The organism is Bradyrhizobium niftali, from assembly GCF_004571025.1.
Taxonomy (GTDB): Bacteria; Pseudomonadota; Alphaproteobacteria; order Rhizobiales; family Xanthobacteraceae; genus Bradyrhizobium; species Bradyrhizobium niftali.
Genome location: NZ_SPQT01000031.1, coordinates 1 through 18855 on the forward strand (window position 1 = coordinate 1; position 18855 = coordinate 18855).

Genomic DNA, 18855 nt, shown 5'->3' on the forward strand with positions numbered 1-18855 from the left:
CAAACGCGACGAGCAAGCGACTGGATGCGATCCCTGGCGTCGGTCCAGCGCTGGCAACGGCGCTAGTCGCGAGCGTTGCCGATGCCAAGGCCTTCCGATCGGGGCGGGACTTCTCGGCCTGGGTCGGGCTCGTGCCGAAGCAGAACTCCAGTGGGGGCAAGGACAGGCTTGGCAGCATCAGTAAGCAAGGCGATCGCTACCTACGCAGCCTGTTCACGGCAGGTGCACTCGCCGTGATCCGCTATGCCAAGATCCATGGTGCGCGGCATCGGCCCTGGCTCACAGCGTTGTTGGCGCGCCGTCCCACCAAGGTCGCCGCGATCGCGCTCGCCAACAAGCTCGCCAGGATGGCATGGGCGATGATGGCCAGGAACGAACGCTACAGGGAACCCGCCGCTCTCACGGCGTGAACGAGATCACAGCCGGACATTCGGGTGTGACGTAACGGTTGGAAGGGCGAACAGCACTTAATGCAGCGCCGGTCGATCCGGCGATCAGGACAACCCACATGGGCCATGGCATCTTCGAATGCGTGCTTTTGATCGGGACCTGATCCGCGGAGGGCATTATGGCCAGCGGTCATGAGTACCGCGCAAAAAGGCCGAACACATGGCTGCTCCGACCAACGCCGCAAGTGAAGATTCTCCTTGCCAACCCGGAGCCGTCCACAGGGCATTAGCTCCATCTGGCATTCATTTGATCTAGATCAACATGCGAGACTTTTTTGAGCCAAAAGAGGTGTTGCGTAGCCCCACTATGCGACCCCACCCAAAGCCTTCGGCTCCTCAATGGCCACCGGCTTCTTTTTGTCTGCATTTCCCGCCCGTCTTGAGAAACACCTCCGGGTGATTACGGAGGTCCGATGCAATTTGCGCCTGTTCGGGGATTTGCTCTATGCTCTACTCCTTGCCAAGTTACAAAACAGGGAGGGTTGAACGGTGCTGGTCAATGCGAACGCTGCCGCCCGCCAGCCTATTGACGGGCACCTCGCCGATCTCGCTGGCGAGCACGTCTTTTGCAGTGAGTTCAAGTATCGCAAGGGCATCGAGATTTTTGGTGAAGGGGAGGACGCAGAATACGTCTACCAAATTACTTCCGGAGCGGTGCGGACGTATAGGATGCTTCCAGATGGTCGCCGCCAGATTAATGCGTTTCACCTCCAGGGTGACATGTTCGGATTTGAGAATGGCGTCGCGCACCGGTTTAGCGCCGACGCTCTCGTCGAAACCCAGGTTCGCATCATAAAGCGAAGCAGCATCCTCGATGCCATGCAAAATCGAGTAGTCAGCAACAAAAACCTCATTTGCTTTGTTACGCAAAATCTGCAGCACGCGGAAGATCACATGCTTCTCTTGGGGCGGAAGTCTTCCCTGGAGAGAGTTGCCACCTTCCTTCTTGAAATGGATGAACGGCTAGCACATCCCTCGATGATGTTGCTGCCAATGAACCGCCGCGACATCGCCGACTATCTCGGTCTCACCTTGGAAACCGTCTCCCGCGCGTTGTCCATACTTCGAGACGAAGCGCTGCTGCGCTTTGACGGAAACACTCAACGGCGGCTCGAATTGCTAGACCGTCATGCTCTCGCGGAGTTCGACGTCTGACTTCCTGTATTGGCCCTTAGCCGAAGGTCGCTGGAGCCTCTGTCATGTCGGCTCTCAGGGGCAAACCGGGCGTCGGTTCAGCCTACCTACTGCCGGGCGGGGCGGGCTGTTTCCTGCGGCAACTTAATCCAGAATCTTAACATTTGTTATCGCAACTGAATTTCGGAGAAGACGATATCAAACTAGGCGTGCCGCCTTGAGTGGTGCGCCGGGCGACCCCGTAGCGTCCGGCTCCAGCCCCGAGATGCCCGGGGTCGTTCCGTAAAAAACGCGTCCGTCTTGGCGAGCTTTTCGCAACAAAGCTTCTCACTGAGCCCCTGGCGGCAATGTCTTGGCTAGAATTCCCGCGCCATTGCAGGGTGTGTCCGGTTCTTGACCTTGATCCACTCCTTCGTGCGCCCCGCGACATAGCGCCGATCGCTGCGCTTGGACACCAGGCCCTCGAGGCCAAGGCGGCAGGCGGCGCCGAACAGCTCGGTGCCGATCTCGCCTGGCTCGAAGGGCGCGACGAACATGCCATCCGGCCGACCGCGTAGCAGCCGCGCAAGGTTGGTCTTGCGCAGGCTCAGCGGCAGCTGGCGCAGATCTTCGCCGCCGAGCGCGAGGACGTCGAATGCGTAGAGCTGCACCTCGTTGTCGTGCCGGCGCGAGTGCAGGGCGTTGAAGTCGGAGATGCCGTCGACACCGAGCACAACGGCCTCGCCGTCGATGATGAATTGCTGCTCGCGGTTCTTCAGCGCGGCCTCGACGATCCAGGGAAATCGCTTGGTCCAGTCGTGACCGTTGCGGGTGATTAGCCGAACGGTCTTGCCGTTGCGCTCGACGCGCAAGCGGTAGCCGTCATACTTGATTTCGTGGATCCAGTCGGGCCCCGGAAGGCACGGCTTTGGCGGCGGCTGGCAGGCAGAACTCGAACGCGCGGTACATGCGAACGAGATAGTCACGCGGCTGCGAATATGCGAATCTCGCTCCCGTTTCGGCATCGGAATTCGCCAGCGAGGGACCGATGACAATTGCATTGCCGTATCTTGGAATTGCGCTCTGCTGCTCGCTCAGTCTCTGGTTGGTGATCCTGGTGCTATAGGGCGTTAGCCGCAGTCGCCGCCGTCGCTCCAATGCAGCGACGACCTCAAAAAGCCCCAGCTCGCGGGCAAGCGCCCTTGTCGTTCCTCACAAACAAGGGCCGCCGACTTGCCGTCAGCGGCCCCGTCCGGGTTTCAATAGTTCCGAGATCAAATGGCCTAGCCAGCCCCGGATTGCCGATTTTTCCCGATCCTCAAGGTTCTCGCAACCACATATGTGAATCGTCTAATTGATTTTTTCGCCGCCCCCTCTGCGCGGTTGCAGCCGCGGAAGTAGCCGTCGCCATCGGTCTTTGATTTATCTCAATGACTCCGCTTGGTCCCGCCCGCTCGCTGGGACCATGAGCCAATCCGACAAGCCGGATTCAGCTAAGCCGCCACCTCCTCGACCGACGCGCTTGGATGAGGTGCGGCAGGCCGTAGAAGAGTATGCTGCTGAACTCCGGGAGATCATCAGGAAGCTCCGGCGGAGGCTGCTGCATTGAGGCCGCCTCATGTGTGGATGGCCCCCGTCTTGCAAGAATTATTTTCGTGATGAGCAGTGGTCGCTTGCAGTCATGTGTCCGGCCTTTGTGCGCGGTCGTACCTAACCGCTGGCCTTGATGGATTCCGCGGATCGAGGCCTTATCAGTTGGCCGGGTTCGAACGCCACTGAGGCGGTCAGGTTTCTCTCGATGCGTCGGGTGACCGACTCTGCCATCACGTGTTTTCACTCTCGCAAGCTGGCGGCACGCTCCTTAGCGGGTCATGCCGCCAATGCTGCGTTGCGGTAGGTGTCCTGTGCACTGTTAACGAGCAGGCGGCGGAGATAACTGTCACCTCGTTTGCTAATCCGGCCGAGACGCGCTTTGCCACCGGTGGAGTTTTGTCGCGGTACCAACCCAAGCCAAGCGGCGAACTCTCTACCGCTGCAGAATGTCTTTGGGTCGGCAACAGTTGCTGCAATCGCGGTGGCGATGATCGGCCCTATTCCCGGGACAGTGGCCAGACGTTGGCTGACTGGATTGTTCTTATGCCATGCTAGGATCTGCTTCTCGAGTCCTGCGATCCGGGTCTGAGTATCTTCGATCTGGCTAACGATCACCGTCAGCACCTGGCGGGCAATATCCGATATACGCCTGTCCTCCTCATCCAGGACAATTGCGATCAGTTTCGCCACTTTGTGCAGCCCCTGCGCCTCAATAAGACCGAACTCGGCCAAGTGCCCACGCAGAGCATTAACTAGCATGGTGCGCTGACGGATCAGCAAATCGCGAGCCCGATGTATCATGAGGGCCGATTGTTGCTCCGTCGTTTTTATCGGCACGAAGCGCATCGATGGACGTCTAACTGCCTCGCAGATCGCCTCGGCATCGGCCACGTCGTTCTTGTTGCGCCTTACATAGGCTTTTACATAAGCAGGCGGCATGAGTCGTGGCACATGGCCGAGCGCAGTTAACTCGCGCGCCCAATGATGCGCCGTCGCGCAGGCTTCCAGCCCGACGAGGCACGACGGAAGCCCTGCAAAGAAAGCGAGAACTTGGCCTCGTCGCAGTTGCTTGCGCATGATTACGCTGCCCGCCTCATCGACCGCATGCACCTGGAAAACCTTCTTTGCCAGATCAAGACCGATTGCTGTAATATTGCCCATGGATGGCTCCCATTACTGGTGATCTTCGACGACCACCATTATGGCACTCGATGCCGCGAGAGGGGGCCATCCACCCCATCAGTTGGCGGCCAGACCAATCCTTGGGACAGATCAAGGTATTCAATCCCAAAGAACATGTAGCGAACCTTGCAAGGAATGGAACAAGAGCATTTAATGGGTTCCATTCATCGCGGCTGCTGAGGGCCGTCAGATGCCTGAGTACCAAGCCTATGTGATTGGCAAGGATGGGCACATCAAACAGCGCCTCGACCTGATATGCGCGGATGATGCCGCGGCCAAAGAACGGGCCAAGTCCCTCGTGGAAAACGACGCGATAGAGCTATGGCAATCCGACCATAAGATCGCGACGTTCGACCCTGACCCACTGAAAGCTGAACAAGTGCAGGGCTGGCTCAAGAGCGAGTTGCATCCGCCGAAGCGATAAGGCCGCCTCGGTTGGCGGCCTCTTTGAACGAAAAAGGCCCCAGCTCGCAGGATTAGGGGGGCGTTGAGCTGGGGCCGACGGGGTGCCCTTGGGGAAGGGCACCGGGAAAACCTGGCAATCCAGCAATCGTTCCTAAGGGCTCCCGCCCCAACACTTCCCGGTGTCCCGATCTGTCTCTGCGGGTGTGCCAATCGGGACAGCGCCCGGATGTGGGGTGCTGTCCGTATTTGATCCTCTGGTGCCCCAAGCTGAACGCGTTCGGGTCCCTCTGGAGCTCTATCGGCATCAAGATGTCCCGCTCCAGCACAATGAACCTTGGCATGGAGTGTGCAGACAAAGCATTACCGGGGTTTTGCATCATCCCCCCTGGGGCTGGAAAGCCGCCGCCCGCGCCATATTGAGCGGGCGGCGTTTTTATTGCGGATAGCAGAAAGGCCCCAACTCGAGCGCGACCGGGGAGCTGGAGCCAAGGTGCCGGGCCAGCTAAGGCCGGTCTGAAAATCGCAGCGGCCTGATTTGCTTTCGCCAACTTTTCCCGAGGTGGTCAAGATTGACCAGATGTCCGGCAGCGGACATGTCAGGCTATGCCATCACCGCGCGGCCCTTGGCTTTCATCGGTGATGAGAACGCCACCAGCGCTCCCGCTTCCTCTGGAATGGAGCAGCGCCATGCAGCGACGCCGTCTCAAGCAAACCACGTCCCTTGAAGAGCGCCTGGCCGAACAGGCGCAACGACTCCGTGACGAGGCCGAAACGCTTCCACCCGGTATCGAACGTGAGCATACAATCCGCAAAGCCCGGCAAGCCGAGACCGGCGCTCACATCTGCGAGTGGCTGAATTCGCCCGGGCTGCAACCACCGGATTGAACGCTGCAGCCAACTCGCAGGCGCCGGTGGCTGAGAGCGACGCGCTCCCGCCCCGCATTTTCGAGAGCGCTGGCGGTGGGCTGTCGACGAAGTGCGAGCCTTGCTCGCGGCCTGGAGGAAGCCGTCCGCGCGTTGGCCGGCCTCGCATGGGACGCCGTGCGAAACGTCAAGGGCGCGCAGCAAAAGGCCCCAACTCAAGGGAACGGCGAGCTGGGGCCAAGGTACCGGGCCAGCCAAGGCTACCGCCGGCCCATGCACATCAACATGCACCAGGGCGCCATCCCCGTGCGATGGGGCAATCGGCTTAATCAGGATTTGCAAGCGGAGGCCCAACGCGCAGCGGCCCCGCCTCGCTGGTGCGCGGTAGGGCCGCCCCGCTCTCCCGGATTAGGGGCTGGATCCGTCCGGTGGGCCAATTCAGCTTATGCCCGTTAGCGGGAAACCGTGACTGCTCAAAAGGGGCATCCGTGTCCAATTGGGACAGGCAAACCTGTTCCTGAGGAGTTTGGATTAACCCGTTTGAGGTGCAACGAATAAAGGCCGGGCCGCCCGCCAGAAGAAGACCATGAAATGTGAAATGTTCACTTTGGAACAGAACGCGGCGCGTCTGCATATTAGGATCGCTAGAACTCAAACCCAACGGTTAGGACCCGTAAGCCAAGAGGCGAGTCATGCAACATCGTCGCAGGTTCAAGCAGACCCTGTCCCTCGAAGAGCGTCTGGCCCGCGAAGCCGAACGATTAAGAGAGCAAGCCAAGAAGCTCCCGCACGGCCTTGAGCGCGAAACCCTCCTCCGCAAAGCCAGACAAGCCGAGACCGGCTCGCATATGAGCGAATGGCTTACATCGCCGGGGCTTCAACCGCCAAAGCCAGCGTAGATGCAAGGCACGCCTCAGCTATCGAGTTGCCCGGCATAGATCCGGATCCGTCCCGGCGTGGTCATTCGCAGCCTGCCCTGAAGAAAGACCATGTAGCCCAGCGCGATCAATCGGGCGCGATGTTTGGCAGGGATCGCAGGCGCAGCACCGTTTGCAGACGCGTTACCGACCGCGAGCAAGGAGGCGAACTCCTCATGGGTGAGCTTTTTCGCTTTTGCGGTCATGACTGAGCATGGACTGCTTCGGCGATCCTGCATGTGCAATTTTGGTCAGACCCAGGAAATAAAGGCCGCCTCAGCTGGCGGCCTCTTTCATTTGGAAAGCTCGTGGTTGACAGCACAGCAGACGGGAACTGACGACCCGACTAGTGATGTACCTCACATACCATCCGCTTGCCTTTCGGCAGGCTGTGAATACGCTGCTCGCGTTTGATTTGGGGCTGTAATGGGCGCGCTTCGGTTTTTCTTGATCTTTTTTGCGGTGTGGCTCGGATGCGGACCGGCAATGGCCGAACGGCGCGTGGCGCTTGTGATCGGCAATTCCGCCTACAAGAGCGCCCCCGGCTCACCAACCCGGCGAACGACGCCACCCTGGTCGGCGGCATGTTCAAGAAGGCGGGCTTCGACGATGTCGATGTCAGGCTCGACCTCAACGCCGCCGACATGCGCCGGTCGCTGCGCGAGTTCGCGGGCCGGACCCGCGATGCCCAAGTTGCCGTCATTTACTATGCCGGGCACGGCATCGAGCTCGACGGCACGAACTATTTGATCCCCACGGATGCCGCGCTGGAAACCGACGGCGACGTGCTCGACGAGACCGTCGCGCTCGACCGGGCGCTCTTTGCGGTGGAGCCTGCCAAGCAGCTTCGCCTCGTCATTCTGGACGCCTGCAGGGACAATCCGTTCGCCAAGACGATGAAGCGCACGGTCGCTTCCCGCGCCATTGGCCGGGGTCTCGCCAAGATCGAGCCGACCAGCCCGAACACCATGATTGCCTTCGCCGCCAAGGCGGGCTCGACGGCTTCGGATGGCGACTCCAAAAATAGTCCGTTCGCCGCCGCCCTGGTCGAGCGGCTGCCGACGCCGGGGCTCGACCTGCGCAAGGCCTTCGGCTTCGTCCGCGACGATGTCTTGAAGAACACCGGCTACAAGCAGGAGCCCTATGTCTACGGTTCGCTCGGCGGCGACGACGTGCCGCTGATTACAGCGAAGCCGGTCGCCACCGGGCCGCAGGCAAATCCCCAAGATGCAGTTCGCCGCGACTATGAGCTGGCGCTGCAGGCGGGTGATCGCGACGCATGGGAAGCGTTTCTCCAGACCTATCCTGAGGGCTTCTATGCGAATCTTGCGCGGGTGCAGTTGAAGAAGATCGGGGCCGAAGATGCGCGCGCGGCCGCAGCCGAGAAGGCCAGGCAGGCCGAAGACGAGAAGGCGCGGCTCGTCGCGGAGCGAGCCAAGAAGGCCGAGCAGGACAAGGCCGCAGCCGCCGCCAATGCCGCCGAGGATGCCCGGCTGGCGGCCGAGAAGGCCAAGCAGGTCGAGGAAGCAAAGGCTGCCGCAGCCGAGCAGCGCAGGAAAGATGCCGAGGCCGCCGTGGCCAAGGCGCTGGCCGACAAGCAGGCTGCCGAGAAGGCGCTCGCCGACAAGATCGCGAACGACAAGGCAGCTTCCGAGCTTGCAGCAAAACAGGCGACTGAGAGGGCTCAGCGTGACGGCGAGCAGAAGGTCGCGGCAGTTGCCCCAACGCAATCGGCGCCCAGCCTCTCGCCACAGGAGACTGCCAAACTGGTGCAGTCGGAACTCCGGCGCGTCGGATGTCTGACGGGCGCATCGGACGGCGAATGGAACGCCTCCGCGCAGCGCTCGCTGACGCTGTTCAACAAGCATGCCGGAACGAAGTTCGACACCAAGCTGGCGAGCTTCGACGCTCTCGACGCGATCAAGGGCAAGCAAGGACGTGTCTGTCCGCTGGTGTGCGACCGCGGCTCAAGGGCTGATGGCGACGCTTGCGTGAAAATCACCTGCCGCGCGGGCTATCGGGTCAACGACGACAACGAGTGCGAGAAGGTCCAGGACAAGAAGCCGGTCGCGACCCGCGAGGACGCCAAGCCGCGCGACGACGAGAGGAAGAAGGTCGAGGCCACGCCCTCGAAGCCCCAGGCGACTGGGCAAATCTATTGTAACAATGCGGGCTGTCGGCCGGTCCGGCCGGGATGTCACCTCGAAATCTTGAGTGGGGCGTCAGCGGCCCAGCGGGGCGCTAATAACGCGGGCGGCTCTACTGGTAGCGTCGAAGTTTGCAACTGAGCCGCGACTGAGAGACCCGATCTTGCCGACCGGATACCGTCGCCTCACCTTGAGCAACCAACTGGCCGCCAGCTCATTGTCCCCCATCACCGGCCGAGGCTCTGCCGTAGGCGCCGGTGGCTGAGAGAGACGTCGAGGGCGCCTGCGATGGCCATCTACTACTTCGACCTGCGCGACGGGGACGAGATAGTTCCCGACGAAGAAGGACTCGAATTGCAAGATTTGCTCGCGGTCCAGGAAGAAGCCGCCCGCGCGCTGGCCGGCCTGTCATGGGACGCCGTGCGAAACTTCAAAGGCATGCAAAGCCGCAAGATGTCGATTGAAGTCAGGGACGCACATGGTCCCGTGATGCAGGTCAGGTTCGTCTTCGATATCGTCAGGCGGCAGTGAGCCGTCTCGGTTGGAGGCCTCTCGGTGGAGGCTCTCCGAACTTGCGCTTCAACGCCTCTGGCTCCAATCTCGCAGCATCGTTTTTCGACCGAAGCTGACGCGCATCAAAGACGCATGAGCAGAGCGCCGTCATAATTCCGTAATCTTGCGGCATCGAACCTTTTCGCGGCCTGTGGCTTCTCTGAGTTGGAGCGCAACAGTGGGGATCTCGGTCATGACGGAAGACACGCACCAGGATGCAACCAGGCGTAATCGCCTGCTGGAGGCGGCGCATGAGGAGATGGTCAAGTTCGAGCGGAAGGAAAACGAGTTCCGCAAAAAGGACCGCCTGGAGCGTGCCGCCGAGCTCCAGCTTCCGCTGGACGTGATCAAGGTTCACTAGAGCCACCAGGACGGGCTGCGGAGCCGACCAGCCGCGCCGGCAATGCGGCGGGCGTCCGGGGCGTCACCGAAAGCGGCGGCCGGCAGAGGCCGCCCTCGTCAATGCAAGGCCCGGCATCACGCGTCGGCAATATGCCCGGCTTCAGGGCGATCGCGCGCGTAAAAGGTATCTAAATACTACCTCTAAATCATTGACCCAGCAGGCAAATCCCCAACCCGCCTACTGTGCATGGGGTTGTTTTCCAATTTTTTGAAAGACGGGGCCAGCTGCCGCCGGCGCATGCCGGCCAAGTCTACATGAGCGCCAGCAGCCCGATGCCGATCACCAGCACGACAAAGCCAACCGCCGTCGCGGCGGCGAACGACCGCTCTACGTTATCCATGATGCTACCCCGTTGCCGGCAAGCCACGTTTCCCCCATGGCTGCACCGGACCTTGCGGAATCTCGCCTGCGGCTGTGGCCCGAGTGTTGCGATCGGGTGACCAAATTGGGACCGGTGCGGGGCCAGTCTGCGGCCTCTCCGGCGTGTGGGTTTCGATGCCGCCGTCAGGCACCCGTAAGCCTGGTCGCCTAATGTCGTCTCGCCCGGTGGGCCAACACCGGGCCTCCATACCCAACCGACGACCCCGCTCTCCCACGAGCGGGGTTTTCTGTTGGCGGGCATGGGTGAGCGCCGGCCTGGATTCGATTCGCGGGCTTGTCAGGCTGTCGTAAGCTCAGCCGGCTAGGGTCATTGGGCTTATGGTGTTGCAGCCCAGCACCTCAGCCTCCAATAACCTTTGACCCCGCCTGGCTCTCCCCAGGCGGGTTTTTTTCATGCCGGCCGGTTCACGGGCCCCTCTCCTCCCGCGTCAGCCGCAACGAGAAGGCGCGGATCGCGGGCGCCGCCAGCAGCACGACGGGCAGCATCGCGGCCCATGCGATCAGCCATGACAGCATCCAGTGCCGGGCGAACAGCATCGCGCCGTCAGCCGGCAGGCTGGCGATCCCAGCGGCGATCAGCGAGGTCAGTCCGGACTGGAGGACACCGAAAACGAAATGACTGTAGCGGCGGGGAATGCCGAGCATGACGCGCTCATGTTGCTTGCCGTCACGAGGCCAAGCAAGCCACATGCCGTCGCGCGCAGCGAGGCGGGCCTTGGCTCTTCCCGTTCGATCGGGATCGCCGGCGTCACAACCGATCGTTAACCCATCACCATCGAACGAACCCGTGGTTCTCCGACCATGAACAAAGTTCCTGAGCCGCGCTCAGCTGCATCAGCGCGCACCGGGCGATAGTCTAGCATCGCTTTGCGGGCCAGCGTCTTTCGGAATTCGATTGCCAACATGCTACAGTGATCGAAGGTGAATCGTGGGGAGGTAACCATGAATCACAGGGGCGTCGAATTCACCGTCGCCAAGACGGCCATTCCCGGAATCTGGCAATGGCAGTTCCGCATCGGAGAGCAGGTCAAGACCGGCAAGACCGAGACCAAGATCGACCTGCTGGCGATCCGGCGGGTGCAGCTGCGCATCGATCGGGAGCTGAAGGCCATCGGGCGCAAGACGGCCTGAACAAGACGGCCTGAACCGGACGCGCCCGGCGGGCTCACGGCTCCTCCTATGCGCCCCCGGTTATCCCGTAGCCGCCCGGAATTGATCTGCCTGTGGTTTGGGATTGCACTGCGCGCCGTGGGCCTTGGGGGCGGGGCCGTCACGCGATCGGTGCCAGCCATGCCGCTCTATTTCTTTCGAATCCGGAACGGCCGCTATTCCGGCTGTGCGGACCAGGCGTCGGAGTTTGCCGACCGCGATCTGGCCTGGAAGGAGATGACCAGCGTCTGCGCCGACATGGCCGCGGGCATCGCCCGCAAGCTCCAGGAAAATTCCGAATGGCACATGGAGCTCCTGGACGAGACCAAGGAGCCCGTGTTCCGCATCCGCATCGTCGCCGAGACGCTCGACTAGGGGCCGACCTCAGTCGGCGCTGGGCAGCCGCCGCATGGTGAATTCGATGTCGCCGCCGGGCAGCTCGCGCCAGGTCTCGACCGCGCTCATATAGCCGGCCTTGGGGTAGCGGGCGAAGAAGGCCTGCGCCCTCGCCCGCGCCGCCGCGCGCGGCAGCGTGAAGGTCTCGCGCAGGTAACCGTCGCCGGCGTGCTCGCCCGGCTTGCCGCCGATCTTGCGCCGGCGCGCCATCCGCTCGGCGAGATCCCGCGGACGATCGGCCATGACCTGTCCTCCTCTACGCAACACCTGCCGGCAATGTAGGGAGCGGATCGGACGAAGAGGAGTCCCGGCCGAAAGGCGCATGCCGCCTCCGGCCGAAAGGCTCAGTTGGCGGCCGTGCCGGTCTTGGTCTTCTTCGGCGCGCTGGTGGTTGCGGCCGATGCCTTCGGCGCAGCCTGCTTCGGCGGATCGGAGCGCATGCCGCCCCAGGGATCGTTGGACGACTTGGCGTCCGGAATCTTCTTCAGCGTTTCCTTGTAGACCTTTTCACGCTCCGCATCCGCGGCCTTTTCTTCCGGGGACTTGCTCGGCGCGTCCTGCATCAAATTGATATTGGGCATTTGCGCGTAGGCCGGTCCCGCCAGCACGGCCAGCACCGCCGCCATACGGAAAAGCTTCATCATCTACTCCTTGATCATCATGGCGGCGCGGATCAGCCGCGCCGGTCATCCTTATCACAGCCCGTCCGTGACCGCTGGGGTCGCTCAGGGCCGAATGGCCCGCTAGAGCCGGTCCGATCTGCACGATTTCGGCGCGTGCAGCCAGTCGTCCCAGATCGGGCCGCATCTGGTGCACCCGTCCAGCACAATGCCGAGCGCCACCAGCCAAAACACGAGGACACACCGACGCAACATCATCCACCCGATCCCAAGCGCGGCATCATATCGGGCGAAGTCAGGCATTTTCAAGCCGACGGGACCGGCATCAGACCGGGTGACTTTGGCGTGCCGATCCGCGCAGAATGGCGGAAACATCCGGCAACAATGGAGTACACGCCGCAATGCCATCGCAGCCAGAAGCCGAGTTCGGCATCACTGAGGCCAGACGCATCCTCGGCGAGGTCTTTGCGCCCTGGGTCCAGGATCTCAACCTCTCGGTCGAGCGCATCGAGCACGCGCAGCCTGCGGATGCGCCGGACTGGCAGCCGGGTGCGCTGCTCCGGATGGCATTTTCGGAGCGGCTGTGCCGGAACGGCGGCGTGGTCTGCGGCCAGGCGCTGATGGCCCTCGCCGACACCGCGATGGTCATCGCGATCCTCGCCGCCAATCGCGGCTACCGTCCGATGACCACGGTCGACCAGACCACGCATTTCATGCGCGCGGCCACCTCGTCGGACGTGCTCGCGGACGCCCGCGTGGTGCGGCTCGGGCGCACCATGAGCTTCGGCCGCGTCACGCTGCTCTCGGCCGCCGACAACAAGCCGGTGGCCATGGTGTCGAGCGCGTTCGCGATGCTGCCGGGCTGAGCATCGCCGCAAAAGACGAGAGCCGCGTGAGCGCAAGGCGCACCGCGGCTCTCCATCACGTTCGCATCGAAGCGAGAGGCCGAAGCGCGATTGCGTCCGCACTTCAGTCCGCTGCAAGAGTTACTTGCCGAGGATCTCGTCGGCCGCGGTGACGACGCTGACGGTCGGATTCTTTCCGCAATAGGCACCGAACTTCTTGGCGTTCTCAATGAACACCTCGGTATCGATGATCGCGTTGTCCTCGTCGCCCTTGTACCAGCCGTCCATCCAGGTCAGCACGACCGCGATGTTGTCTTCGCCGCTCTCGAGGAATTGCTTGCAAGTCATGGTCGAGAGGTCCCACTTGACGGCGTGGGCGGGCATCGACGACAGCGAAAGCGCTGCGGCGAACAGGATCGAAAGCGTGGTCTTCATCGGAATGTCCATCGGCGCGTAAGGCCATAAAGGAAAGGCTTGTGAGGAAAGTCGGCGGGACGTGACTCACCGCTTCAACGTCGTAAACGAAATCTGAAGCGCTGTGCAAGTAGCGCCAGTATTGAGTTTAGTTCAACGTAATTTCTATGCACTACTTCACAATCATCATTGTGGATCAACGCAGATGACCGAGAAGCGTGCAGCCCAACGTTACCGTGTTTTCAAGGGTGGAACGATCACCTTTGAAAACAACGGCATCGCGTGCACCGTGCGAAACATGTCCGCAGGCGGCGTGGCGATCGACCTCGAGACCCCCGTCACATTGCCGCAATCGTTCACACTCTCGATCGCGCGCGACAATTTCGTGCGGACTTGCCGCCCCGTATGGCGCAGCGACAGGCGCGTCGGTCTCGCTTTCGTGCGATAGCGCGCACGATGTGAACGACTGTTCGTATCGCATCCACAACACGGTTATGAGTGCCTGCTACGATGGCAGCGACGCAAGGCGCAGGCCGCCAGCACGCGCGCGATCGCCGACGACGCCGCAAGCTCTTCCACTGGGCTGATCGAGATCCTCGGTGGCAGCGATCAGATGGCACCGGCCCGTCGTCAGCGCCCATCGGGTTTATTTGGGCTTCTTGGCAGGTTCAGGCGGACGCGCCCCGCCCCACGGATCATACTTCTCCTTGGGCTCCGGAATGCGCTCGAGCGCCGCCTTGTAGGCCCCCTCGTCGATCTTGGGCTTGTTGTCCGCCTTCTGGCCCTCGCTAGGCTGGCGTCTGCCGCCACCCATCTGCGCCTGAGCCGAGCTGCCCACCAACGCCAGCACCGCAGCCGCTATGACCAGAATCCTCATTGGCGCAATCCCCTTCGTCTGGGGTACAAACTAGCCTGCAATCCCCTAATAGCAAATGCCGTGCGTTCCAGGCCTTCAGCAAATCTTGATCGGCCAGGACTTCGCCAGATCGCATTCGTGCCTATCTGTTGGCCCGCAGGGGGACCCTTCACGGATGTTGCGGATCATTGCTCGTGCGGCGCTGCTGGCCGGCGCGCTCGCGCTCGGTGCCTGCGGCTTTGCCGACAGCCGCGCGCCGGTACCCGAGTTCATGCGCATGAAGGAAACCGAGCAGGCGCCGCCCGAGCCGCCCCCCGACGTCAAGCGCGTCGTGCGCGAGCAGATCGACGTCGTCTTCCTCAACACGTCCTATCCGCGCGAGGTGCATGTCGCCCCGCCCCATCGTGAGGTGCGCGGTCCGGGCTGGACAGCCTGCGTCCGCGCGCAGCTCACCTCGGCGACGGGTACGGCGCTGGGCAACCAGACCTACATCGTGACCATCACCGGCGGAAAGGTCATCGATCGCCGCCGCGCGGAAGCCGACGACATCTGCGGGTCCGAGGTTTATGAGCCGATCTGACAGGCCTCGTCGTCAGCCCTGTGTAAGGCGGAACATAGCGGGCGCATCCGAGACCAGATCCGCAGTGCTGCTTCAGCTTCCCCGCCGAGAGGAAATCGGCAAACGGCTCGCAGCAATCATGATGCTTCGCCGAATTGGCGCGTGTCGCCCCGGGGAACATTGTCCGCGCGCCACCAGTTCCGGGGAAAATCCTGCATTTGGGCCGGAACGATCGCCGCCTCCCCTTCTTGTTACCGCAGAGGGCAGTTTCGGAGGAGGATATGATGCGGACATTTACGATTGCACTGCTGGCCGGCGTCGGGGCCATCGCTGCGGCGAGCGGCGCGAAGGCCGCCGACATCTACACGACCAGCGAATACGCCAACCCCGATCTCATCCAGGAAGTCCGGCTCGTCTGCGATGACGCCGGCAATTGCTATCGCACCCGTGGCGGCGCGCGCGTGATCGTGCGCGACTCCTATGCCACCATGCCGCGCGAGCGCTATTATGAACGCCGCACCTATCGCGACTGGGACGACGGCCCGCGAGGCGGCGTCGGCATTCGCGCTCCCGGCGTCAGCGTGGGCGTCGGTGGCTGGTAATCGGTAGAACCAAGACGGACGGGACCGGACGAGACAACTCGCCCGGTCCCTTCCATATGGGTGCATCCGATCACAGGCGTCAGGCGGCAACCGTTTGCTGCTGAAATTGCTCGTAGGCTGCGATCGCATCGGCGGCGTACATCAGCGACGGCCCGCCGCCCATGTAGACGGCCATGCCGAGCGTCTCCTCGACCTCCTCGCGCGTCGCGCCGAGCTTGACGAGGGCCTCGGTGTGAAAACCGATGCAGCCGTCGCAATGCGCGCCGACGCCGAGCGCCAGCGCGATCAGCTCCTTGGTCTTCTTGTCCAGCGCACCGTCACGCGTCGCGGCCTGGGCCAGCGCGGCAAATCCCTTCATGGCGTCGGGAATGTCGTTCCGCAGCTTGCGCATGTTGGCGGAGATTTGCCGGGTGATCTCTGGATAGTTCTTGTCCATGACTTACTCTTTCGCGGTGACTTCAGGTTTCGAGCGGATCGGCCGGCGTGACGAAGCGCGTCAATGACGGCCAGTGAGCGACGAAGCGGACGAGCACCATGCCGGCACACATCGCCGCAACGAAGATGAAGGCGGAGGCCGAGCCGAACCCGAGCGCGGTCAGCGCCGGACCCGGACAGAACCCCGCCAGTCCCCAGCCGACGCCGAAGATCGCGGGACCTGCGACGATCCTGGGATCGATGTCGCTTCGCGTCGGAAGATAAAATCGTTCGGCGAAGAACGGCCGCGCGAGCTTCAGGACGCGACTAAAGCCGATGAAGGTCACGGCCACCGCGCCCGCCATCACGAAGGCAAGGCTGGCGTCCCACGTGCCTGCCGGGATGCCGCCGATGTCGAGGAAGTTCAGAACCTTCGCCGGGTTCGACATGCCGGAGACCATGAGGCCGAGACCGAAGATCAGGCCGATCGCGAATTGGACCAGGATTGCCATCGACATCAGCTCCAGTGCCGCATCAGGAAGACGGTCGCCATGCCGGCCGCCATGAAAGTGATGGTCGCGACCAGCGAGCGCACCGAGAGTCGCGACAAGCCGCAGACGCCGTGGCCAGAGGTGCAGCCGCTGCCCCACACCGAACCGAATCCCGTGAGCAATCCGCCGACTATCAGAACGGTCGTCCCCGCCTCGATCGTCTGCGCCGGCAGGCTTCCGGTGACAAGCCGTACCAGCACGGGCGCGGCGACGAGACCGGCGACGAAGGCGAAACGCCCGGCGAATTCGCCGTCCTCATAGGGTGGGAACAGCCGCGCCGCGATGCCGCTGACCCCGGCAATCCGTCCCGTCGCCCACATCAGCAGAACGGCGGCTACGCCGATCAGTACGCCGCCAGCCAGGGAGGCGATCGGTGTAAATGATGTCGAGACCATGAGCCCTCCGGACCGGGGGCGCCCTCGCGGGCGCCGAATACCGTTATTTTCAGTTGTTTCGTATTTTCGAATATACTAATATATCTGGCAGTCATGAAGCGCAAGCCCCGGAATCAGGAACTGCTCGCTCTGGAGGAGAAGGCCGAAGAGGCCTCCCGCCTCCTCTCCGCCATGGGCAATCCCAAGCGGCTGCTGGTTCTCTGCAACATGCTGGACGGCGAAAAGTCCGTCGGCGAACTGGCCGACATCGCAGGCCTGTCGTCGGCCGCCCTATCCCAACATCTCGGAAAGATGCGCGCATTGAGCCTGGTCAAACCCAGGCGGGACGGCCAGACGATATACTACAGCATCGCGAGCCAGGAAGTCCGCTCGGTGCTGGAGACCTTGTACCGCCTCTTCTGCGCACCGGAATAGGGCTTCGCTGACGCAAACGCGGGAAGCGCAGCATGAGCGACGACACTTTCATCGAGGGACCTCTCTACGAGAAGCGGAGGAAGGTCTATCCGCAATCCGTCCACGGCCCTTTCCGCCGCATCAAATGGGCGATCCTCTGCGTCACGCTCGGGACCTATTATCTCCTGCCCTTCGTGCGCTGGAATCGCGGACCCGGCCTGCCCGACCAGGCCGTTCTGATCGATCTCCCGCATCGGCGCTTCTACTTCTTCTTCATCGAACTGTGGCCGCAGGAGGTCTACTATTTCACCGGTCTGCTGATCATCGCGGCAATGACCCTGTTCCTGATGAACGCGGTCGCCGGCCGGCTGTGGTGCGGCTACATGTGCCCGCAGACGGTGTGGACCGACCTGTTCTACGCGGTCGAGCGCTGGGTCGAGGGCGATCGGCGCGAGCGCATGCAGGGCGACAAGCGCTACTGGACGTTCGATCACATCCGGAAGGTCGTGCTGAAGCACTTTCTCTGGATCATGATCGCCTGGTGGACGGGCGGCGCCTGGGTGCTCTATTTTTCCGACGCGCCGACGCTGGTGAAAGAGCTCGCCACCTTCCAGGCCCCGTTCATCGCCTATCTCTGGATCGGCATCCTCACCGCCACGACCTATGTCTTTGCCGGTCACGCCCGCGAGCAGATGTGCATCTACATGTGTCCGTGGCCGCGCATCCAGGCGGCGCTGACCGATGAATGGGCGCTCAACGTCACTTATCGCCGCGACCGCGGCGAGCCGCGTATGTCGGTGAAGAAGGCGGACGCCGCCCGCACGCATGGGGATCGCGCCGGTGACTGCGTCGATTGCCACCAGTGCATCAATGTCTGCCCGACCGGCGTCGACATCCGCAACGGAATCCAGCTCGGCTGCATCCAGTGCGGCCTGTGCATCGACGCCTGCGACAACGTGATGCGCGAGATCGGCCGGCCCGCCGGCCTGATCGGCTACGACACCGACATCAACATGCAGCGCCGGCGCGAGGGCAAGGCGCCGCTCTACCGCATCATCCGTCCGCGCACGCTGATCTATGCCGCGGCCATCGCCATCGTCGGCGGCATCATGCTCTATGCCCTCGCGACCCGTACGACGATGGACGTCAACGTGCTGCATGAGCGCAATCCCCTCTTCGTCCAGCTCTCGGATGGCGGGGTGCGCAACGACTACACCGTCCGCATCCTCAACAAGGGCGCCCAGCGATCGTTTGCGCTCGCGGTCTCCGGTCTGCCCGGCGCAACCATTCGCGTCGCCGGCATCGACGGCAGCCCCGACGGCAAGCCCGTCATCGAGGTCGGGCAGGACCAGACCCGCGAGGTCAGGCTGTCGGTGCAGGTCGGCCCCAGCGATCTGCCGAAGACCTCCCGCGACGTCGACATCGCCATCACCGACACCGCCGGCGGCGGACGAGCGAGCGCCCGCGATCATTTCGTGCCGGGCGAGCCGTAGCTCCCACATGCCATGGCGCATCCGGCGGCTGCCGCCGGATGCTGAACGAGACGTTAACACTACCGCTCGAATTGAAGCCGCGCTCCAACGGTATTTTCCAATCTTTGCGCTAAGGGTGACCGCATAACCCGGGCTCAGCCCGCGTGAACGGGGACGACGGGA

General features: G+C 62.6%; 25 protein-coding genes and 2 pseudogenes. 16 read left to right on the forward strand and 11 right to left on the reverse strand.

Going from position 1 to position 18855, the window contains the following annotated elements:
- Together E4K65_RS37325 and E4K65_RS37330 are read left to right on the forward strand one after the other, a co-directional pair.
- A partial coding sequence (locus E4K65_RS37325; RefSeq protein WP_135178343.1) for an IS110 family RNA-guided transposase occupies positions 1 to 410 on the forward strand: 410 nt, incomplete at its 5' end.
- Positions 411 to 974: 564 nt separating this feature from the next.
- Positions 975 to 1604 carry a helix-turn-helix domain-containing protein gene (locus E4K65_RS37330; RefSeq protein ID WP_135178441.1) on the forward strand — a complete coding sequence of 210 codons (630 nt, stop codon included), beginning with the start codon at positions 975 to 977 and terminating at the stop codon, positions 1602 to 1604.
- Positions 1605 to 1939: 335 nt separating this feature from the next.
- Here the strand turns inward: E4K65_RS37330 and E4K65_RS37335 are convergent, their stop codons facing one another.
- Positions 1940 to 2548, reverse strand: coding sequence for an ATP-dependent DNA ligase (locus E4K65_RS37335; RefSeq protein ID WP_347340980.1), 609 nt, complete (start codon positions 2546 to 2548; stop codon positions 1940 to 1942).
- Positions 2549 to 3440: 892 nt separating this feature from the next.
- Positions 3441 to 4316, reverse strand: a pseudogene (locus E4K65_RS37340) (IS110 family RNA-guided transposase); the annotation flags it as partial.
- Positions 4317 to 4527: 211 nt separating this feature from the next.
- On the opposite strand from E4K65_RS37340, the gene E4K65_RS37345 reads away from it, so the two are divergent.
- The 3 genes from E4K65_RS37345 (at position 4528) to E4K65_RS37355 (ending at position 6505) form a co-directional block, all read left to right on the forward strand.
- Complete coding sequence (locus E4K65_RS37345; RefSeq protein WP_135178345.1) at positions 4528 to 4761, forward strand: hypothetical protein; 234 nt, start codon at positions 4528 to 4530, stop codon at positions 4759 to 4761.
- 668 nt (positions 4762 to 5429) lie between these two features.
- A complete protein-coding gene (locus tag E4K65_RS47870; RefSeq protein WP_167771456.1) occupies positions 5430 to 5627 on the forward strand; it encodes a hypothetical protein in 198 nt (65 codons plus the stop codon).
- Between the two features lie 671 nt (positions 5628 to 6298).
- A complete protein-coding gene (locus tag E4K65_RS37355) occupies positions 6299 to 6505 on the forward strand; it encodes a hypothetical protein (RefSeq protein WP_135178346.1) in 207 nt (68 codons plus the stop codon).
- Positions 6506 to 6519: 14 nt separating this feature from the next.
- Here E4K65_RS37355 and E4K65_RS37360 read toward each other — a convergent pair whose 3' ends face one another.
- The gene (locus E4K65_RS37360) at positions 6520 to 6729 is read right to left on the reverse strand and encodes a hypothetical protein (protein WP_135178347.1); all 210 of its coding nucleotides are present in this window, start codon (positions 6727 to 6729) and stop codon (positions 6520 to 6522) included.
- A 220-nt stretch (positions 6730 to 6949) separates the two neighbouring features.
- On the opposite strand from E4K65_RS37360, the pseudogene E4K65_RS37365 reads away from it, so the two are divergent.
- From E4K65_RS37365 to E4K65_RS37375, 3 genes and pseudogenes are all read left to right on the forward strand, one after another.
- Positions 6950 to 8811, forward strand: a pseudogene (locus tag E4K65_RS37365) (caspase family protein).
- Positions 8812 to 8958: 147 nt separating this feature from the next.
- Positions 8959 to 9201: a DUF6894 family protein gene (locus E4K65_RS37370; protein ID WP_135178348.1), complete on the forward strand. Its 243-nt coding sequence runs from the start codon at positions 8959 to 8961 to the stop codon at positions 9199 to 9201.
- Positions 9202 to 9415: 214 nt separating this feature from the next.
- A complete protein-coding gene (locus E4K65_RS37375) occupies positions 9416 to 9583 on the forward strand; it encodes a hypothetical protein (RefSeq protein WP_167771457.1) in 168 nt (55 codons plus the stop codon).
- Positions 9584 to 10411: 828 nt separating this feature from the next.
- Here the strand turns inward: E4K65_RS37375 and E4K65_RS37380 are convergent.
- Positions 10412 to 10651 carry a DUF2798 domain-containing protein gene (locus tag E4K65_RS37380; RefSeq protein WP_167771458.1) on the reverse strand — a complete coding sequence of 80 codons (240 nt, stop codon included), beginning with the start codon at positions 10649 to 10651 and terminating at the stop codon, positions 10412 to 10414.
- A 297-nt stretch (positions 10652 to 10948) separates the two neighbouring features.
- On the opposite strand from E4K65_RS37380, the gene E4K65_RS37385 reads away from it, so the two are divergent.
- On the forward strand, positions 10949 to 11137 hold the full coding sequence (locus E4K65_RS37385; protein WP_027548608.1) for a hypothetical protein: 189 nt from the start codon (positions 10949 to 10951) through the stop codon (positions 11135 to 11137).
- Positions 11138 to 11296: 159 nt separating this feature from the next.
- The gene (locus tag E4K65_RS37390; RefSeq protein WP_027548607.1) at positions 11297 to 11530 is read left to right on the forward strand and encodes a DUF6894 family protein; all 234 of its coding nucleotides are present in this window, start codon (positions 11297 to 11299) and stop codon (positions 11528 to 11530) included.
- A gap of 9 nt (positions 11531 to 11539) precedes the next feature.
- Here E4K65_RS37390 and E4K65_RS37395 read toward each other — a convergent pair whose 3' ends face one another.
- Together E4K65_RS37395 and E4K65_RS37400 are read right to left on the reverse strand one after the other, a co-directional pair.
- A complete protein-coding gene (locus tag E4K65_RS37395; protein ID WP_167771459.1) occupies positions 11540 to 11794 on the reverse strand; it encodes a hypothetical protein in 255 nt (84 codons plus the stop codon).
- A gap of 101 nt (positions 11795 to 11895) precedes the next feature.
- Positions 11896 to 12192, reverse strand: coding sequence for a hypothetical protein (locus E4K65_RS37400; protein WP_027548605.1), 297 nt, complete (start codon positions 12190 to 12192; stop codon positions 11896 to 11898).
- A gap of 380 nt (positions 12193 to 12572) precedes the next feature.
- Between E4K65_RS37400 and E4K65_RS37410 the strand changes: the two genes are divergently transcribed.
- Positions 12573 to 13037 carry a PaaI family thioesterase gene (locus tag E4K65_RS37410; protein WP_027548603.1) on the forward strand — a complete coding sequence of 155 codons (465 nt, stop codon included), beginning with the start codon at positions 12573 to 12575 and terminating at the stop codon, positions 13035 to 13037.
- Positions 13038 to 13157: 120 nt separating this feature from the next.
- Here E4K65_RS37410 and E4K65_RS37415 read toward each other — a convergent pair whose 3' ends face one another.
- Entirely contained in the window at positions 13158 to 13451 is a 294-nt protein-coding gene (locus E4K65_RS37415) for an HdeA family protein (RefSeq protein ID WP_167771460.1), read from the reverse strand.
- Positions 13452 to 13635: 184 nt separating this feature from the next.
- On the opposite strand from E4K65_RS37415, the gene E4K65_RS37420 reads away from it, so the two are divergent.
- Positions 13636 to 13878, forward strand: coding sequence for a PilZ domain-containing protein (locus E4K65_RS37420; RefSeq protein ID WP_167771461.1), 243 nt, complete (start codon positions 13636 to 13638; stop codon positions 13876 to 13878).
- Between the two features lie 198 nt (positions 13879 to 14076).
- Here the strand turns inward: E4K65_RS37420 and E4K65_RS37425 are convergent, their stop codons facing one another.
- Positions 14077 to 14307 carry a hypothetical protein gene (locus E4K65_RS37425; RefSeq protein ID WP_135178354.1) on the reverse strand — a complete coding sequence of 77 codons (231 nt, stop codon included), beginning with the start codon at positions 14305 to 14307 and terminating at the stop codon, positions 14077 to 14079.
- Positions 14308 to 14461: 154 nt separating this feature from the next.
- Here E4K65_RS37425 and E4K65_RS37430 point away from each other — a divergent pair, with 154 nt between their 5' ends.
- Both E4K65_RS37430 and E4K65_RS37435 read left to right on the forward strand, forming a co-directional pair.
- The gene (locus E4K65_RS37430; protein ID WP_167771462.1) at positions 14462 to 14866 is read left to right on the forward strand and encodes a hypothetical protein; all 405 of its coding nucleotides are present in this window, start codon (positions 14462 to 14464) and stop codon (positions 14864 to 14866) included.
- Positions 14867 to 15126: 260 nt separating this feature from the next.
- Positions 15127 to 15447: a hypothetical protein gene (locus tag E4K65_RS37435; protein ID WP_135178356.1), complete on the forward strand. Its 321-nt coding sequence runs from the start codon at positions 15127 to 15129 to the stop codon at positions 15445 to 15447.
- 79 nt (positions 15448 to 15526) lie between these two features.
- Here the strand turns inward: E4K65_RS37435 and E4K65_RS37440 are convergent, their stop codons facing one another.
- The 3 genes from E4K65_RS37440 to E4K65_RS37450 are packed head-to-tail and all read right to left on the reverse strand — an operon-like array spanning position 15527 to position 16807.
- A complete protein-coding gene (locus E4K65_RS37440; protein ID WP_135178357.1) occupies positions 15527 to 15883 on the reverse strand; it encodes a carboxymuconolactone decarboxylase family protein in 357 nt (118 codons plus the stop codon).
- Between the two features lie 22 nt (positions 15884 to 15905).
- The gene (locus tag E4K65_RS37445; RefSeq protein ID WP_135178358.1) at positions 15906 to 16373 is read right to left on the reverse strand and encodes a DUF6691 family protein; all 468 of its coding nucleotides are present in this window, start codon (positions 16371 to 16373) and stop codon (positions 15906 to 15908) included.
- A 5-nt stretch (positions 16374 to 16378) separates the two neighbouring features.
- Entirely contained in the window at positions 16379 to 16807 is a 429-nt protein-coding gene (locus tag E4K65_RS37450; RefSeq protein ID WP_135178359.1) for a YeeE/YedE family protein, read from the reverse strand.
- A gap of 93 nt (positions 16808 to 16900) precedes the next feature.
- On the opposite strand from E4K65_RS37450, the gene E4K65_RS37455 reads away from it, so the two are divergent.
- Positions 16901 to 17221: an ArsR/SmtB family transcription factor gene (locus tag E4K65_RS37455; RefSeq protein WP_027548594.1), complete on the forward strand. Its 321-nt coding sequence runs from the start codon at positions 16901 to 16903 to the stop codon at positions 17219 to 17221.
- Positions 17222 to 17253: 32 nt separating this feature from the next.
- Positions 17254 to 18693 carry a cytochrome c oxidase accessory protein CcoG gene (ccoG, locus tag E4K65_RS37460; protein WP_135178360.1) on the forward strand — a complete coding sequence of 480 codons (1440 nt, stop codon included), beginning with the start codon at positions 17254 to 17256 and terminating at the stop codon, positions 18691 to 18693.
- Positions 18694 to 18855 lie beyond the last annotated feature (162 nt).

Excerpts from the sequence above, each read along its gene's own strand:
- E4K65_RS37360 (WP_135178347.1), bottom strand. The coding sequence starts at position 6,729 with ATGACCGCAAAAGCGAAAAAGCTCACCCATGAGGAGTTCGCCTCCTTG.
- E4K65_RS37440 (WP_135178357.1), bottom strand. The coding sequence starts at position 15,883 with ATGGACAAGAACTATCCAGAGATCACCCGGCAAATCTCCGCCAACATG.
- E4K65_RS37400 (WP_027548605.1), bottom strand. The coding sequence starts at position 12,192 with ATGAAGCTTTTCCGTATGGCGGCGGTGCTGGCCGTGCTGGCGGGACCG.
- E4K65_RS37395 (WP_167771459.1), bottom strand. The coding sequence starts at position 11,794 with ATGGCCGATCGTCCGCGGGATCTCGCCGAGCGGATGGCGCGCCGGCGC.
- E4K65_RS37450 (WP_135178359.1), bottom strand. The coding sequence starts at position 16,807 with ATGGTCTCGACATCATTTACACCGATCGCCTCCCTGGCTGGCGGCGTA.
- E4K65_RS37370 (WP_135178348.1), top strand. The coding sequence starts at position 8,959 with ATGGCCATCTACTACTTCGACCTGCGCGACGGGGACGAGATAGTTCCC.
- E4K65_RS37355 (WP_135178346.1), top strand. The coding sequence starts at position 6,299 with ATGCAACATCGTCGCAGGTTCAAGCAGACCCTGTCCCTCGAAGAGCGT.
- E4K65_RS37390 (WP_027548607.1), top strand. The coding sequence starts at position 11,297 with ATGCCGCTCTATTTCTTTCGAATCCGGAACGGCCGCTATTCCGGCTGT.
- E4K65_RS37455 (WP_027548594.1), top strand. The coding sequence starts at position 16,901 with ATGAAGCGCAAGCCCCGGAATCAGGAACTGCTCGCTCTGGAGGAGAAG.
- E4K65_RS37380 (WP_167771458.1), bottom strand. The coding sequence starts at position 10,651 with ATGCTCGGCATTCCCCGCCGCTACAGTCATTTCGTTTTCGGTGTCCTC.
- ccoG (WP_135178360.1), top strand. The coding sequence starts at position 17,254 with ATGAGCGACGACACTTTCATCGAGGGACCTCTCTACGAGAAGCGGAGG.
- E4K65_RS37435 (WP_135178356.1), top strand. The coding sequence starts at position 15,127 with ATGATGCGGACATTTACGATTGCACTGCTGGCCGGCGTCGGGGCCATC.
- E4K65_RS37385 (WP_027548608.1), top strand. The coding sequence starts at position 10,949 with ATGAATCACAGGGGCGTCGAATTCACCGTCGCCAAGACGGCCATTCCC.
- E4K65_RS37420 (WP_167771461.1), top strand. The coding sequence starts at position 13,636 with ATGACCGAGAAGCGTGCAGCCCAACGTTACCGTGTTTTCAAGGGTGGA.
- E4K65_RS37415 (WP_167771460.1), bottom strand. The coding sequence starts at position 13,451 with ATGAAGACCACGCTTTCGATCCTGTTCGCCGCAGCGCTTTCGCTGTCG.
- E4K65_RS47870 (WP_167771456.1), top strand. The coding sequence starts at position 5,430 with ATGCAGCGACGCCGTCTCAAGCAAACCACGTCCCTTGAAGAGCGCCTG.
- E4K65_RS37345 (WP_135178345.1), top strand. The coding sequence starts at position 4,528 with ATGCCTGAGTACCAAGCCTATGTGATTGGCAAGGATGGGCACATCAAA.
- E4K65_RS37410 (WP_027548603.1), top strand. The coding sequence starts at position 12,573 with ATGCCATCGCAGCCAGAAGCCGAGTTCGGCATCACTGAGGCCAGACGC.
- E4K65_RS37425 (WP_135178354.1), bottom strand. The coding sequence starts at position 14,307 with ATGAGGATTCTGGTCATAGCGGCTGCGGTGCTGGCGTTGGTGGGCAGC.
- E4K65_RS37375 (WP_167771457.1), top strand. The coding sequence starts at position 9,416 with ATGACGGAAGACACGCACCAGGATGCAACCAGGCGTAATCGCCTGCTG.
- E4K65_RS37430 (WP_167771462.1), top strand. The coding sequence starts at position 14,462 with ATGTTGCGGATCATTGCTCGTGCGGCGCTGCTGGCCGGCGCGCTCGCG.
- E4K65_RS37445 (WP_135178358.1), bottom strand. The coding sequence starts at position 16,373 with ATGGCAATCCTGGTCCAATTCGCGATCGGCCTGATCTTCGGTCTCGGC.